Source organism: Priestia sp. LL-8, assembly GCF_036227845.1.
Taxonomy (GTDB): domain Bacteria; phylum Bacillota; class Bacilli; order Bacillales; family Bacillaceae_H; genus Priestia; species Priestia zanthoxyli.
The window spans coordinates 1-16,009 of record NZ_JAZAQH010000004.1 but is presented as its reverse complement, the minus strand read 5'-3'; the positions used below and the strand labels follow the sequence as shown (position 1 = coordinate 16,009).

Below are 16,009 nucleotides of genomic sequence, written 5' to 3'. Positions count from 1 at the left end.
CTTTATGTAGGGCTTCTTGCTGTTGTTTAAAATAAGTACGAAGGGTTTCTAAAAACGCTTCTTTCTTTTTGCGAAGGGTCGTTTTTTCTTTCCATAACCATGTGAATCGTCCGTTAAAGCTATTTACATCTGGTAAATAGCAAGTTAATATCTTGTTCATTTGTTCATCTTCTCCTTTTGGGGACACAAAAAAGACACTGTTTCCCTGAAGAAAGGAAAACAATGTCTTAATTAAGATAAACTAAGCCCTTGAAATAGATGTCAATTTCGTATAAAATAAAACCATAAGTTTTATTTTGTACAAAACTAACTCTATTAACAAGAGACTTCGACAAGTGTTTTCCCTACCGTAACTAGGGGGAACGGTTTAAGAGTGCTGTCAACACTTCTTAAACAGTTGAAGTCTTTTTTCTATCCGCACGTTTTTATTAATTTCATTATAGCGTTAACTAGTCTCATAATTCAATAAAAATTAACAAAATATATCAAAACAAGTATTTTTAGCTACGATCCATTCGTTATTTCTTTAAGAGTCGACTCTATCATAGCTGAATTTGTGGAATCTGGGGAGAGGTATTTTTTTACCACTCCCTAAGTATTTGAAAGTATGTTGTAATGCTGGCTTTTTAATGAGAGGGAAGATTACTTTATTGAAAAGTGCGTAACTAAATATTATATTTAGTTAGTTCGATTTCTACTTCTTTATAGTAAAGAGAGTGGGATCTACTTAACTAAGGTAATCGTACAAGCTTCATACGCTTTATATAAGGGGCATATAAAACTTCTGAATAGTTTATTATTACTTGGTCAGTCCAAAGTCTCTTACCGGCCTTTTTAAGCGTTATCATTAAATCATAAGCCTTTGTCCTTTCTTTACGTACCAAACGCAACAAAACTAACAAATCATACGTATGAAAGCATGAAAGTTCATTAAAAGGCTTCTCAACGTCCTCTAAGACCACAAATTCTTTTAGTTTGGGTCTTTTTATATTTAAACTAGCCCCACAAAAAGAGCAGCTATCTTCTAATCCTTCTGTCCCACAATAACTACATATCAAGCTATATACACCTCGTTTACTAAAAGAAAAAGTAGGCTTAAGCCTACCTAGCTAGCCTTAAAGGCTATTTTAGCTTTTAGAATTTTCCTTATCTAGCCGTTTTTGTCGTTGATTCACAATACGTTCACCTACAACTTTTTTGGCAAGTTTAGTTTCTTCTAACTCTTGAAGATCCGTTGTCATAATCCCCTTATAGCCATGGTGAAAATACAATCCATTCATAAATTCGATAAGAATTTGTGTGTTTTTATCGGCACTGTTTGTTCCTAATCGAATTTTTTTAAGTTCATTTTTTAATACACCATGAAGATTTTCACTAACAGTTTCCGTAATATAGTCTAACGACCATTCTTTCTTTTTTTCTTCCCGATACTTTTTACAGATATCCATAATCGCTTCTCCTGGGAAACGAAGTTTATGTTCAGCCATATAATCTTGGATATATTGATCCGTTTCTTTATCAAGTGTAATCATACGTCGTTGTGTTTCCATTACTCCTCTACATCTCCCATCAGTTCATAAATAATATCATTCATCTTTTCAATTGATATCGCACATTGTTTCATCATTTCGATGTTCTGTTCAATGATAGCTTCTAATCTTTTTTCTCTTTCTACTTGCTCATCAAAAAAAGCTAATACTTCAAATTGTTCTTTCAAGAATTGTTGACGAGACATTCCATTTTCTTTCGCTAATGCATCAACTTTTTGCATAGCAACCGGATCAATATTTCGTAAAAAGATATCCATGAAATCATTCCTTTTCTATCAAATTGCAAAATTTCCAGCACGAGTAGAGAAGAGCATAAGGGGTTTTTGATATCATTTGGCTATGATATGCTGGGCAAAGCCCAGCAAAACAACGTTTTCACCCTCAAAAAAGTGACCCCACGAAAACTTCCAGTCTGTCGACCTGCTGTTGACATAAAGAACAAAAAAAGCGCATAATGTCGACCTACTGTCGATATCAAAACTTACACCTTTTTGTAAATGTTGATCTACTGTCCACTCAAAGTACCCTCAACTTTTATGAAGTTTTAATTAGTTTTTGAAAGATTTCTTGATGATAATTCGTGAAGTTTTGAGAAGAAGTCTGGGTAATTTCTTTATAAAAATCAATTGCTTCTTTCATCGAAGAAACGTTTAATTTTTGTAGAATGCTGCGTCTCTGGTTCTTAATTGCACTCTCTTCTTTGAACAAAATATCTTGCATTTCTGTAATGGAATAGCCATCAAGTGCAAGAGCAAAAACGTCTTGTTCAGAGGACGTAAATTGTTTTAAAAAAAGTTTTTCTTTCAGCATCTGACATTCTTCTTCAACACTTTTAAGACGATCTACTTCTTGTACTAAATCAGAAGCAACACTCAAAATATGTTCAATACCCATTAACAATTTTTCAGTTTGATCCATAATAAGACCCTCCTATTTTTTGAGGGCAACCCATGTTATAATTAAAGTCCATACTGAGTTTTACATGGGGTGCTTCCTTTGCAGAGGAAGTGCCCTTTTATTTTGCTTTCCTTTACTTCTTTGAATCTTTAAAGAGTTCTTTTTCCAAGAGTTGAACAAGAAAATCTTTTTTACTTACGCCTTCTTCAATACACCTTTTTGCAAATTCCTTAAATAATTCTTCCGGTATATCAGCATTTAAGCGTTTCATACCAGAGTGTGTTTTAGCCATATAATCCCTCTTTTTTGAAAATGAGTATTCACTCTAATGAGTGAATATAGTTAGTTTAAATGATGAAAATTCCATGGTCAAACAAATTTCTATATAATTATCAAAAATGATCAAATATACCTATAAATGTATAACCTGTTTTCTTTACTGGGTTGTTTTGTCATACATATCGGTAGTTTAAATGATTTTGTCATACTTATAGGTAAAGTATTAATCTGAAAAAACACTATAATTAGGTAAAGATATCCAAGTGGTGGAGGCGAATTAAAATCGATGAGATTTATGCAATGTTTCCTTTCAAATTAGACTGTATTAAATACTTGGAACAATTAAGATGGAGTAATCAGATTAAATGTCCTTATTGCAAATCTAAGTATAATACCTCTTTTAAAAGAGAAAGCCGATATCACTGCAACACATGTTTTACATCTTTTAGTGTCATGATTGGAACTGTATTGCATAACACTAAATTAGATTTACGAAAATGGTTTGCAGCTATCGTAATAATTGTTCAATCTGACGGCCATATCAGTTGTAGAAACTTAGCTAAGAAACTGGATACTAATCGTAATACTTGTAATTTCATTAATCAGAGAATTAACAAACTAATTAACTATAATAAGCAAGCTTTTCAATCTTTAGTGGAAGCGTATGTTATCGAGCAAATTAAAAAACCTAACGTTCCTTTGCAAAAATCTATTTGGTTTCAAGAAGCAATTAAATTCTTATTAAAAGAGATTAGGATGTGATGGATTTGAATAAACCATTAAAAGCAACTCACTTTGGTACACTACAATTAGGAGATAAAGAGTTAAGGTGTGCAGTCTTAGAAGATAATTCAAGAGTTATTTTGTATAGCGAAGTTTTTGATGCTTTTGATAGACCCGTTCGAGGGCGAAGAGTTATAAATGGTGTTGTAAAATCTGATTTGCCTGGGTTTATAGATGCTAGCAACTTAAAGAAATATATTAGTCCTCAGCTTGAAGAAATGCTATTAAGACCAGTAACATATTCAGCAAAGAATGGACGCCCTGTAAAAGGATATAGAGCTGAGATCATACCTTTGCTATGTGATGTTTACTTGGCTGCTCGTCAAGATAAAGTACTAACAAAAAAACAAGAACCATTAGCTCGTATAAGTGAAATTCTTGTACGTAGTTTATCTAAAGTTGGTATTCTTGCCTTAGTTGATGAAGCCACAGGCTATCAATATGAACGAGAACGCCAAGAGTTGCATAAGATTTTAAGTTCTTACATCAGTGAAGAGCTTCTTCCATGGACCAAACAATTCCCAGATGAGTTTTATCGTCATTTGTTTCGTCTCAGAGGATGGCCATATGAGCCAACAAGTGTTAAACGGCCTAGATATGTAGGAAAACTTACTATGGAACTAATTTACGATCAATTACCTGATGGAGTTGCTGAAGAACTTAAAAAGAAGACTCCTAAAAATAAAAGACTACATCAGGGATTAACAGAAGATGTTGGAAATAAACATTTACAGCAACAGCTTACTAGAGTAATCACACTGATGAAAATATCTTCAAACTGGAAAGAATTTATTAGTCTTTTTCATAAAGTTCATCAAAATGATGATCAAATGGAACTTAAACTTTAAACAAAAAAACTTCTCTAACAATGTTAGAGAAGTTTTTTATTATACAGAAAACTGTCTTTATAAATCACCAAGTTAATAAAAGCTTATCATGAACATCTTCATTAATCATAGTTTTTCCTTCTCTTTGAAGTCTATTTATCATAGAAATACCACAATTAACAAGTATTTCTCTTTTAAATAATCCTTCTGGCACCTCTACTCCAATATCTTCTGTACCTGATCTTCTTACTCCATTAATGGATAACATTACTTTAGCACCACGATCTTTACATGCTTGAATCTCTTCAAAAAGTTCTTGAATGTTAAATGCTTGTGCTCCATATATAATAGTTTGGCTATGAGTATAAGGTGGATCACAATAAACCAAATCTCCTTTTCCAGCCATACGCATAGATTGCTTATAATCTGAATTTACGAATATAGTTTCCTGTAATAAGTGATGCCAAACCATAACTCTTTTTTCAAATTCATCTGGAGATATAGGATTATGTGGACCTACAGGAGTACTCATATATCCATCACGTTTCCTAAACCTTATGATTCCTGAATAACAAGTTCTAGTGAGTAACAAAAAGTCTAATGGATCACGGAATACGTTAAAACGCTCCTTGATTTTTTCGTAATTATTCTTTTTATCTTCATTGTAATTTTGGATATGTTCGCGATAGTAATCAATAACTACCGATGGATCTTTTTTCACATAATCAAAGATTCTCACCAAAGGTTTCAAAGCATCTGAAGCAATAGCTTTATTATAAGTAGTACTAGGTGTTAATGAATTGAACTTTAAATTAGATAAAGTAGCTAATACAGCACCACTTCCTAAAAACGGCTCAAAATATGTGTCAATGCGTTCAGGCATATATTCAACAATTTCATTTGCAAATCTATGCTTATTTCCTATCCACTTTAAAAGTTGTGGAATTTTATGAGTGGTAATAGTCATTTTAAAACCTCACTATTTTATTTCTAATATCAATTATAACAGATGTCACTTATAGTCTGTAGATATATAATCTTCTTTTTTGTAAATTATGGATATGGAAGAAAAAAACATCAAACTTAAATTCGGATTAACAATTAAAAACTATAGATTATTAAAAGGTATTTCACAAGAAAAACTAGCAGAAAAAGTTGGATTACACAGAACTTACATTAGTGAGGTTGAAAGAGGAGAAAGAAATATATCTTTGGTTAATATACAAAAAATTGCAGAAGGTTTAGATGTTGCAGTTTCTGATATTTTCCTTGAAGTAGAAAAGGGGTCCGATCATTGAAACCTAATCAAGATTTTTTATACAGAACTCAACAATTTTGGGGATACGTTCGTATTGTATCTGAAAAAGTGGGATATTCTGAAGGTGGTCTAGTAAAGTATATTACTGAAGAATCTGCAAGAACAAAATTGAACAGTATTAATATCACAATATCAGATACACTTCTTAATGACGTAGTAGAATATATAAACTACAGAGCCCGTATTTTAAATAATGAAGTAAGACATGAACTTATGAATGCTGAAGAAGCTAAAAGCTTATTTACCCAACTATATAAAATACATCAGACAGAAAGTTTCACTTGCAAATTACCTTTTAATAAACAAAAAGAAGAAAAAAAAGATTTTGCTTTTTATACGGGTATAATTAATATTCTAACAGAGCAACACTTAAGAATTCATTCACAAAAAAATGGAATGATATACGGAGAAGACGTTACATTTGATAATGATCCATCCACACTAACTTATTTAAAAGATGAAAAAAATTATATTCATGGCGCCTTATCTAGAAGATTTGACGGTGCCTATCCTTCCACAATTAACCCTAAAGCTATTTGGGAAATAAAAGAGTATTACTATACCACTTCATTTGGAAGCAGAATTGCAGATGGAGTTTATGAGACACAACTTGATGGATACGAAATAAATGAACTTTCTCATCTTGTACAAGGTGATATAAAACACATATATTTTATTGACGCCTATGACACATGGTGGTTAAAAGGAAAGTCATATCTTTGCCGTATAATAGACATGCTACACATAGGACTTGTAGATGAAGTTATATTCGGCAAAGAAGTAATAAACAGATGGCACAAAGTCTTAGACGAATTAATAAAAGAAAATATAAATATCTAACAAAAAAAGGCTATTTAAATAGCCTTTTTTTATTTATTAATATTAACCAAAAATATAATTTTAAATTTTTTTTTATAAATTTCAATTTTTTTGGGCCTTTTAGCGAATTTTTGTTTATATATACAATAATTTTGTCTTAAATTCAAGCCAAAAGCAGTTTTTTTTAAACATTTTTCTTGAAGTTGATCAAATACAATGTTAATATCTAAATATAGATAAAAACATCTAGGTAAAAAGCCTCATTATATTTTTAAAATTTATTGAGTATACTAGAAAATGGAATTTATCCTTAAAAATGCTTTTATGGATAAATAAAAAAACCCTTTCCTCGGCAAAGGAAAGAGTTTTAAGAGTATATAGCTCGGCAAAAGCTTAAACTCTTTTAAATTGAGTCAAACCACTTTTTAATTTCATTCACATTTATAACTTTTTTCAAACGACGGCAAATCATTGGAAAAAGTCTCTGGCAAATGTATGTAAGCGTAATAAAGAATAGTAGAAGCATACATAGTCCAAAACCAAATAGTTGAAATTTAGCAACATTGAAAACAAGTGGAATAGTGAGAGAAATACCACCATTCAAAAGTGGACACAAAGCAATATAAATGGAAACTCCAAAAGAAATAAGTCCACTCAAAAGAGAGTTTACAAAAAAACGAAGAGTCAGAATTTTTTTCAGGTCAGTAGTTAGGTTCATAATAAGGATTCTCCTATTCTAGTATTTAATTTTTTAAACACAACAATATTTTGTGTTAGTAAAAGTGACTTAATGTCGCACTCTCCTTTCTAGCACAAGACTAATTCTTGTAAGCTACATAAATTTAAACATAGAGAAGCCATATGGCTTTATTTTTTTGTCTACAAATGTAAAAAAATGTAAACCATAAAAACCATAATAAATCGTGCTTGTATTTTAACATATCTATCTATTAGAGTCAATATAATTTTAGAATTAAATTTTAACCAATTTTGACTATTTTTTTATGTATATCGGTCTATATAATAAGTGAAATTATCCTCAAAACCGTTGAAAGAAGAGCATCTAGCTTTTCTGGGCCAAAACCATATATTAAAAAAAGGAGGTAATATGTAATATTTTGTAGTAATACTAAAATGGGAGGTGAAATAAATGATTGATAAATTAATAAACGAAGGTAAAAATTTAGAATCTGAAGCTAAAGAAGGACTAGGACTAAAGTATTTTTCAAGTGTAGAATTTGAAAAATGGACTACTCAATCGATTTTTTATTTAGAGCAGTACTTTGGCAATTCGGCTGTTACTGATAAAGCCAAAGAGAGATTTAAAACTTTAAACAACAACAATAACTATAGTTTTTACCAATTCTTATTGGGATCTTTAGAAGCTGCAAAAGAAATTAAAAAAGATCAAGAAGATAACTATACTTATTCAATTGATTAATAAATAAAGAATAACAACAAGGACCACCTAAGATTTATATATAGGGTGGTTCTATCTACATTTATACCAGATTATGTATATCGGCAAATTAGTTACATTATCTGCAAATTTCATTCGATGTATATCTTATTCAAAACTTGTTAACATAATCATCATTACCGGCACTTAAGCGAACAAGCAGCTTAAGTGAATTTACTTGTTGGCTTTTTACAAATAAAGAGTGGGAAATCAACCAGTAACATATACAAAGCTAGTTTGCATAATCTGTCAAAATATATTAACCAATTACTAGACAAATTATAATTCAGATAAGAAAATAAAATAACTAGCCAAAGAAAAGTTTGGACTTTGATCACTAAAGGAGATAAATACATGACAAAACTTAAAGAAGGAATAATTAGTGTTACTGGTGATGAAAGATATTATGATCTTATAAAAAGTAAACTTACCGAATCATTAAATCATATTAGTTACAATGTTGAAACTAGTATTAATAGCTTAGTCCTTATGATTGACACTAAATGCATTGGCTCTCTACATGAATGGAAATTAGATACAACAACATATCAACTTGCTAAAGGATACTTGCACAAAAACATTTCATACTTTAAAACGGAATTGCTAATGGAAAAGGGGATTAATATCAAAATACTAAATGATAATAAAATAAAAAAGATAAAATAAATTGATAAAAATATTACTATCCGTTCAAACTGCACAGTGATATTTTTGATTCTTAGAAATGTATATTTCATACAAAGATAGTTTACATAATGTCTCTTTCCGGAACACACAAAAAAAAAGAACCCTTATGGGAGTAAGGATTCGAAAGAGGTCTCATTTATGAGTTATGCAGCTTTTTATACATCCTTAATATGACGGCGTTTATCGTAGGTCTGAATGACCTAAAAATGAATAAAAAGGTCACCTTTTATACATATAATCATCACTATAAAAAATCTCCTATACATGAATAATATGGTATAGTTTGTTTTCGATACTCGTTCATGCTTGGATACGTATGGATGAACCTTTACAAAAAAGTGACCCCGTTCATTTACCAATGCCGAGGTTGCTTTTTATTTTACTGGACATGCCAGTAAAATAGTTGATGCTTGCTAATTTATCTTAATTAACAGTTAGTAGCCTTTTACTTACTCCTTTGCTTCACATTTGAAGTTTCTATTGGATTCTCCCTTTTTAGGCAGCAGGAAAAGTAATAACTTTTAAAGAATGTTATAATCTTAGTTGCGAAATAATTTTATAACGTATTTTGTAATCGGTTATATAACTGATTTTGTAATCCCGTTATAAAAGGAGTTGAAGTTATGGGAGGGTTACAAGGAGAATTTGAGGCTCTTTATTCACCTGGAGAAGTGGCATTACAACTAAATATTCAACGTCAAACAGTAACTAAATACGCTAGAATTTTTGAAACGGAGGGTTTTGTATTCCATAAAGATGAAAAGGGAAACAGAGCTTACACCGATACAAACATATCAATGTTCAGGAGGGTTACAAATGCAAAAAGTAAACCCGGTATAACTCTTGAAACGGCTATAAAAGGTGTAATACCTATATATATGAAAGATTCTATAACTCCAGGAGTTACGGAAATATCTACTGAAAACGAGCAATATAAGAGCATTACAAATGAAAAATTAGATATGCTTATGCATGCTCTTGCCGAACAACAAAAATTAATACTGGATCAAAGTCAAAAGATTGATTCTCTTCAGAAACAATTAAATGAACATAGGCTTGATGTAAAAAACAGAGACACTAAGCTATTGGAACATATCAGAGAACACCAAAAAGAGAGGAAAGCTGAAATGCTACTCATTGCTCAAAGTGAAGTAGCAGCTGCAAGGGAAGAGCAACAAGAAAAAGGCTTCTTTGCTCGTCTATTCGGGAAATAGGGCAAACATAAAAGCCTAATTATTTTTATTCACCATAAAATAGACAAAAGACTGGATAACTAGATTATTCAATATATTAATGTAAAAACCTTCAACAGAGAAAAGCCTGGCATTGATTCAGGCTTTTTTAATTAGGATTAACCATAAGTCAACTTACAGATAACTTCAATTAACTCTACTTAAATACAATCTTTACTTGAAGTTGAACTTAAGTTTAACTAATTTTATTTGTCAGTTACAAATAAGTTTTTGGCGTTCTGTATACCTCTGATATCATAACTCCCTCATTAAGCCATTATAAATTTTTAAGAGCGTTATATAACGGTTATAAATCTTCAGTTTATACCTCTACTTGAAAGCTTAATTATATATAACTTATTTAAGGGTTCACCCCTGCATCTTGGGGACTGTTACCAACCGGGACCGTAATGATAACGCTATTGGTATTTCCACTAATGACAGAAACATTGTTACTAGTAACATTTGTAACATAAATCCCATTTGTTAAAGGATTCACCCCTACTCCTACTGGATTAGTGCCAACAGGAATTGTGGTAATGACGCTATTGGAAAGTCCATCGATTACAGAAACACTGTTACTTAAACTGCTGCTATTCGAGACATAAATGCGATTTGTTAAAGGATTCACCCCTACTCCTATTGGACCAGCACCAACAGGAATTGTGGCAATGACGTTATTGGAAAGTCCATCAATCACAGAAACATTGCTACTACCTGTATTCGCAACATAAATGCGGTTCGTTGTGGAGTTTATTCCTAATCTGTATGGATTAATACCAACAGGAATTGTGGCAATAACGTTGTTGGAAAGCCCATCAATCACAGAAATACTGTTACTATTGAAATTTGAGACATAAATGCGGTTTGTTAAAAGATTCGCCCCTACTCCTACTGGGTTAGCACCAACAGGAGTAGTAGCAATGACACTATTGGAAAGTCCATCAATCACAGAAACATTGTTACTGCCCGTATTTGCAATATAAATACGATTTGTTGTTGAATTCACTCCTGCTCCTTCTGGGTTAGTACCAACAGGAATTGTGGCAATGACGCTATTGGAAAGTCCATCAATCACAGAAACATTGTTGCTGCTCGTATTTGCAATATAAATACGATTTGTTGTTGAATTCACTCCTGCTGCTTCTGGACTAGTACCAACAGGAATCGTAGCAATGACACTATTATTGGAACCATTAATCACGGAAACATTGTTACTGTTAGTATTTGGAACATAAATGCGGTTAACAGAAGTAGGGTTGGTAGCTCCCGTAGCTCCTGTAGCTCCTGTAGCTCCTGTAGCTCCCGTAGTTCCTGTAGCTCCTGTAGCTCCCGTAGTTCCTGTAGCTCCTGTAGCTCCCGTAGTTCCTGTAGCTCCTGTAGCTCCCGTAGCTCCTGTAGCTCCTGTAGCTCCCGTAGTTCCTGTAGCTCCCGTGGCTCCCGTGGCTCCCGTGGCTCCCGTAGTTCCTGTATCGCCTGTAGCTCCTGTATCGCCTGTAGCTCCCGTAGCTCCCGTGGCTCCCGTAGTTCCTGTAGCTCCTGTAGCTCCTGTATCGCCTGTAGCTCCCGTAGCTCCCGTGGCTCCTGTATCGCCTGTAGCTCCTGTATCGCCTGTAGCTCCCGTAGCTCCCGTGGCTCCTGTAGCTCCCGTGGCTCCTGTAGCTCCCGTAGTTCCTGTAGCTCCTGTAGCTCCTGTATCGCCTGTAGCTCCCGTAGCTCCCGTGGCTCCTGTATCGCCTGTAGCTCCTGTATCGCCTGTAGCTCCCGTAGCTCCCGTGGCTCCTGTAGCTCCCGTGGCTCCTGTAGCTCCCGTAGTTCCTGTAGCTCCCGTGGCTCCTGTAGCTCCTGTAGCTCCCGTAGTTCCTGTAGTTCCTGTATCGCCTGTAGCTCCTGTATCGCCTGTAGCTCCCGTAGCTCCCGTGGCTCCTGTAGCTCCCGTGGCTCCTGTATCGCCTGTAGCTCCCGTAGCTCCCGTAGCTCCCGTGGCTCCCGTAGTTCCTGTAGCTCCTGTAGCTCCTGTATCGCCTGTAGCTCCCGTAGCTCCCGTGGCTCCTGTATCGCCTGTAGCTCCCGTAGCTCCTGTATCGCCTGTAGCTCCCGTGGCTCCTGTAGCTCCTGTATCGCCTGTAGCTCCCGTAGCTCCCGTAGCTCCCGTGGCTCCCGTAGCTCCCTGGGGGCCGTAACAGCATTTGTAATGTAATTTATGAAAACACTTTTTACGATGTTTTTTGCAAGGTATTTTATTCTCGTATTTCAATCCCTCAACTGGATTAAGTAAGATTGCTAATAGTAACTTTTTCAAAAAAATTTCCCTGGTGTATTTATCCAATTCAAACCCTCCCTTCTACGTACTTTACGGAAGGTTGTCTTGTCTCGTAACGGCGAACAACTATATTATTCAAGTAATATCATTGTTTTTCTGTTAAATAAGAAGAAATAACCAAGGTTCAATAGTGGTAATTAGTCTAATAGTAATTGTCTTTAATCCTTTGAAGTACATTTTCAAGAAGAATAGGATCTCAACCAATATGTGTTTGAAACATTATTGTACATTGAATTCTATTTTAATTGGTACTTTAGAGTATCTTGAGTATTTCAATCAAAAATTAATGGGATTATTAACCTTGATCTCTAAATTTATTTTCTTTTTATTCTCTTGTCTGTCCTGGAGCAAACTATAAAGGTGCATCATATAATCCTATGACACATTCGATAAAGAACAATAAACAATTTTCGAAGAAATTGTTCAAAAAGAGGAGTGAATATTAATGAAAAAAAACTTCATCTGGGCTGTGGAAAGACTATTTTGAAAGAATGGATAAATCTAGATATTATGGGGAGGCAAGGGGTGGACATTATAGCTGATTTAGAAAGGTGTTCAGAAACCCCTCTTCCTTTAGGAGACCATAGTATAGATGAATTTTATGCAAGTCATCTAATTGAACATATTCATCACACACTTCCTATGATGCAAGAACTTCATAGAGTAGCAAAAAATGATGCAAAGGCAGTTTTTCGCCTTCCATATGGATCGAGTGATGATGCGTATGAGGATCCCACACATGTAAGGCAATATTTTTTAAATTCTTTTGGATATTTTTCGCAACCTTATTATTGGAGAGCTGATTATGGGTACAGAGGTGACTGGAAAACAGAAAAAATCTCTTTACTTGTTAGTGAAGCTGTATATAAGGACAAATCATTTCACGAGATATATGAGGACGTGATGAAAAAGAGAAACGTTGTAAGCGAAATGGTTGTAGAATTACGAGCTATTAAACCTATAAGAGAATCAAAAAAAGAATTACAAACACGTCCCCTTATTAAATTTTTAATGGCTTAAAATCCATACCTTTATTCGTGTTCATTATAAATGTTATTTAATTAACCTTATCAAACGCAGATATATCTTTATATCACCTGCAATAATCCAAATTTGTTCCTGCTCACATGAAAGTACATATTTAAAATGTGAGTATTGCAGTATAAAGGGAGTGAAAGAATGAGTAAAACTGATTCTCTATCAATCAGTCTGTGTATGATTGTAAAGAATGAAGAGGCAGTGGTAGATCGTTGTTTGATGTCGGTAAAACCCATCGTTGATGAAATCATTATTGTTGATACAGGTTCTACGGACCATACAAAGAAAATTGTAAGTGCATTTACAAATTGTATCTATGATTTTAAATGGGTTGATGACTTTTCAGCTGCACGAAATTTTGCCTTTTCTAAGGCAACAAAAGATTATATTTTATGGTTAGATGCAGATGATATTGTAACTGAAGAAAACATTACAAAGTTCTTAACACTAAAACAAACTCTCACCCACGACATAGATGCTATTTCTATGGCCTATCATCTTACTTTTGATCAAAATGGAAATCCTAGTTTTAGTTCACGTAGAAACCGTCTGGTTAAGCGAGAAAAACAATTTAAATGGCATGGCTTTGTCCATGAATATTTAGAAGTAGGCGGGAATATTCTTCATTCCGATATAGCCATTACACATCAAAAAGAGAAAACTCACAGCGATCGCAACTTAAGAATTTATGAAAAGGCATTAAAGGCTGGGAAACTATTCTCACCTAGGGATCAATACTATTATGCAAACGAATGTAAAGACCATTGTATTTATGAAAAGGCAATTGAATGGTATCAAAGATTCCTGAATGGTAAAAAGGGATGGATTGAAGATAATATCGAAGCTTGTGGTAAGATAGCAGATTGCTATATCCATTTGGAAAATTGGCCTAATGCTATTAAAAGCTGTATAGATTCCTTTCAATACGATGCGCCCCGAGGTGAAAATTGTTGTCGGTTGGGATTCTCATATTTACAACAGAGTGATATTCAACAAGCAATCTCCTGGTATAAACTTGCAACCGTTGTGGAGATTCCTGAAACAAAGAGCCCCTTTATTAACCGTGCTTGTTACACGTGGCTTCCTCATCTGCAACTTTGTTTATGCTATAGCAAATTAAGTGATTTCCAAAATGCTAAAAAGCATAATGATATTGCTGCTTCATTTGTTCCAAATAATCCTCATGTTAGGCATAATCAAAAGTTTCTTAGTTCTGTTATTCAATAAAAACTGGAAACTCAATGAATTAAGGTTTTGAATCTAAATAATCTTTTGTTGTATTAAAAGACGTTAGGATAACGGGCTAATAATCCTTTCAATATTCCCCAATTGCTACATCTTCACTACCAATTGCTTTATTGCTAAAACACCCTACAATATATTAGCTTCTTTTATGTCTTTTTATTCCGGAGAACTGCAATGAAATAGAATATTTCAACCAATCATGCCTTCATTTATTAATTGAAATATCCAAAGTTAGTTCTCCCTAAATTAAGACTTTTTCTTGCAGAATAATCTTTTTTTATCTTCCCAGTCTCTCTTGATTAACGTGATATTGCTACTGTTGTATTCTCCTCAGCATAAATACCTACATGCTGTTTATTTAAAACCTTATTCTAAATAAACAGCATATATTCAAACATCAGTATCTAAGAGATTGCTGCTTTTTTTGACCAAGAATCTGTCTCTTTTAACTGCTCATGATGAAGTAAACATTTTTGCTCCTTTGGCGTTAAGTTTTCTTCTAATTCCTGTTTTAACTGGGCCATTTCTAGCAAGCTGTAGATAGAGCTATGCTCCTGCAACAAGGTTTCTTCTTCTGGTGTTAGTTCTTGCCCTAAATCTTGCTTTAATTGAATCATTTCAAGCTGTTGATCCAAAGAAATAGTTTCTTCTTGTGTATACTCATTTTGCTCCTGTTCAGTTTGTAACCAAGCAGGAACCAATTCCTTACGGATGATATGTTTAGGCGTAAATAAAGCTGTCTTAGCTTCAGTATGTATGTCTGACTCAGATGTTTGTTGTTCTGTATTCCCTTTTAGTAGATTTGTAAATTGATTGAATGCAATTTGATAAACAAGACGGCACATGTCATCCAGTGATAGGGTAGTACCCTTGTGATTCGCTTCATGGACATATTTATCTAAACCAACAATGGCTGTATAAGCCACTTCATGTACTTGTTCTTTGACAATCTCAATCTCTGTATCTCGTTTTACTGCTTTTGCAGCATTTTGAATACGAGCATAAAAGTCTTTAAGTTGATGACCATATTTACCTGCATACACGTTATTTACTTTCTTAGGTACACCTTTGATATAAGCAAATGACTGTGAATCAGATATTAAATGATTATTTAAATGCTTTTTAGGTAAATCAAGGTTAATAATGGGGGACGACGTTTTTTCGCCCTCAAAGCCTGGTGTATCAACGTTTTCGGCACTTTCTGGACTTGTCACAGGAGTTGTCACAGGAGTTGTCATTTCTTCTTGTTGAAGCGTTTGAATACCTGTTGTATCGTGTGCAAAAAAGATTTCTTCACAAATTTGATCAAAATTCGTATGGCTTTTAAGGATAAACACATAGCTATCAGGATGAGCACCTGTCGTATCTTCTTTGATATAACGGGCCACAATTATAAAGGGTGTTTCCTTTAACGATTTCACAAAGCGAGAAACGGTACTTTGAGATACATCAAACTTTTCCATAAGTGTTTTGGAGTGAATCGCTTGAATGCCTGTAGCAACAAGGTTATAAATCACGTAATCTAACATTTCCATCCGTTTTTTAGGAAATA

The 16,009-nt window shown here is 33.7% G+C and carries 17 protein-coding genes; 9 read left to right on the top strand and 8 right to left on the bottom strand.

What is annotated here, in order from left to right; all coding sequences use genetic code 11:
- Positions 1 to 1,127 precede the first annotated feature (1,127 nt).
- From U9R83_RS27665 to U9R83_RS27650, 4 genes are all read right to left on the bottom strand, one after another.
- Positions 1,128 to 1,550, bottom strand: coding sequence for a hypothetical protein (locus tag U9R83_RS27665; RefSeq protein WP_115652749.1), 423 nt, complete (start codon positions 1,548 to 1,550; stop codon positions 1,128 to 1,130).
- Entirely contained in the window at positions 1,550 to 1,807 is a 258-nt protein-coding gene (locus U9R83_RS27660; RefSeq protein ID WP_095380446.1) for a hypothetical protein, read from the bottom strand. The genes U9R83_RS27665 and U9R83_RS27660 overlap by 1 nt, the downstream gene beginning before the upstream one ends.
- Before the next feature lie 277 nt (positions 1,808 to 2,084).
- Positions 2,085 to 2,468 carry a LuxR C-terminal-related transcriptional regulator gene (locus U9R83_RS27655; RefSeq protein ID WP_328575582.1) on the bottom strand — a complete coding sequence of 128 codons (384 nt, stop codon included), beginning with the start codon at positions 2,466 to 2,468 and terminating at the stop codon, positions 2,085 to 2,087.
- A 112-nt stretch (positions 2,469 to 2,580) separates the two neighbouring features.
- Entirely contained in the window at positions 2,581 to 2,739 is a 159-nt protein-coding gene (locus tag U9R83_RS27650; RefSeq protein ID WP_328575581.1) for a hypothetical protein, read from the bottom strand.
- A gap of 287 nt (positions 2,740 to 3,026) precedes the next feature.
- Between U9R83_RS27650 and U9R83_RS27715 the strand changes: the two genes are divergently transcribed.
- Positions 3,027 to 3,488, top strand: a complete 462-nt coding sequence (locus U9R83_RS27715; RefSeq protein WP_442956760.1) for a transposase — start codon at positions 3,027 to 3,029, stop codon at positions 3,486 to 3,488.
- Complete coding sequence (locus U9R83_RS27645) at positions 3,488 to 4,357, top strand: P63C domain-containing protein (RefSeq protein ID WP_328575580.1); 870 nt, start codon at positions 3,488 to 3,490, stop codon at positions 4,355 to 4,357. Before U9R83_RS27715 ends, U9R83_RS27645 begins: the two co-directional genes overlap by 1 nt.
- Before the next feature lie 64 nt (positions 4,358 to 4,421).
- Here U9R83_RS27645 and U9R83_RS27640 read toward each other — a convergent pair whose 3' ends face one another.
- Complete coding sequence (locus U9R83_RS27640) at positions 4,422 to 5,303, bottom strand: DNA adenine methylase (RefSeq protein WP_328575579.1); 882 nt, start codon at positions 5,301 to 5,303, stop codon at positions 4,422 to 4,424.
- A gap of 94 nt (positions 5,304 to 5,397) precedes the next feature.
- Here U9R83_RS27640 and U9R83_RS27635 point away from each other — a divergent pair, with 94 nt between their 5' ends.
- Together U9R83_RS27635 and U9R83_RS27630 are read left to right on the top strand one after the other, a co-directional pair.
- A complete protein-coding gene (locus tag U9R83_RS27635; RefSeq protein WP_328575578.1) occupies positions 5,398 to 5,634 on the top strand; it encodes a helix-turn-helix domain-containing protein in 237 nt (78 codons plus the stop codon).
- Complete coding sequence (locus tag U9R83_RS27630; protein WP_328575577.1) at positions 5,631 to 6,494, top strand: DUF7687 domain-containing protein; 864 nt, start codon at positions 5,631 to 5,633, stop codon at positions 6,492 to 6,494. Before U9R83_RS27635 ends, U9R83_RS27630 begins: the two co-directional genes overlap by 4 nt.
- Before the next feature lie 382 nt (positions 6,495 to 6,876).
- Here the strand turns inward: U9R83_RS27630 and U9R83_RS27625 are convergent, their stop codons facing one another.
- A complete protein-coding gene (locus U9R83_RS27625; protein WP_328575576.1) occupies positions 6,877 to 7,191 on the bottom strand; it encodes a hypothetical protein in 315 nt (104 codons plus the stop codon).
- Positions 7,192 to 7,623: 432 nt separating this feature from the next.
- Here U9R83_RS27625 and U9R83_RS27620 point away from each other — a divergent pair, with 432 nt between their 5' ends.
- The 3 genes from U9R83_RS27620 (at position 7,624) to U9R83_RS27610 (ending at position 9,833) form a co-directional block, all read left to right on the top strand.
- Positions 7,624 to 7,914 (top strand): hypothetical protein, encoded by a 291-nt coding sequence (locus U9R83_RS27620; RefSeq protein ID WP_328575575.1) that lies wholly within the window; start codon positions 7,624 to 7,626, stop codon positions 7,912 to 7,914.
- A gap of 372 nt (positions 7,915 to 8,286) precedes the next feature.
- Entirely contained in the window at positions 8,287 to 8,598 is a 312-nt protein-coding gene (locus U9R83_RS27615) for a hypothetical protein (protein WP_328575574.1), read from the top strand.
- Between the two features lie 644 nt (positions 8,599 to 9,242).
- Complete coding sequence (locus U9R83_RS27610) at positions 9,243 to 9,833, top strand: MerR family transcriptional regulator (protein WP_328575573.1); 591 nt, start codon at positions 9,243 to 9,245, stop codon at positions 9,831 to 9,833.
- A 379-nt stretch (positions 9,834 to 10,212) separates the two neighbouring features.
- Here U9R83_RS27610 and U9R83_RS27605 read toward each other — a convergent pair whose 3' ends face one another.
- On the bottom strand, positions 10,213 to 12,153 hold the full coding sequence (locus U9R83_RS27605; protein WP_328575572.1) for a YncE family protein: 1,941 nt from the start codon (positions 12,151 to 12,153) through the stop codon (positions 10,213 to 10,215).
- Positions 12,154 to 12,609: 456 nt separating this feature from the next.
- On the opposite strand from U9R83_RS27605, the gene U9R83_RS27600 reads away from it, so the two are divergent.
- Positions 12,610 to 13,194 carry a class I SAM-dependent methyltransferase gene (locus tag U9R83_RS27600; protein ID WP_328575571.1) on the top strand — a complete coding sequence of 195 codons (585 nt, stop codon included), beginning with the start codon at positions 12,610 to 12,612 and terminating at the stop codon, positions 13,192 to 13,194.
- A 159-nt stretch (positions 13,195 to 13,353) separates the two neighbouring features.
- A complete protein-coding gene (locus U9R83_RS27595; protein ID WP_328575570.1) occupies positions 13,354 to 14,439 on the top strand; it encodes a glycosyltransferase in 1,086 nt (361 codons plus the stop codon).
- 422 nt (positions 14,440 to 14,861) lie between these two features.
- Here U9R83_RS27595 and U9R83_RS27590 read toward each other — a convergent pair.
- Positions 14,862 to 16,009, bottom strand: a 1,148-nt coding sequence (locus U9R83_RS27590; protein ID WP_328575569.1) for a replication protein, incomplete at its 5' end; no start/stop codon positions are given.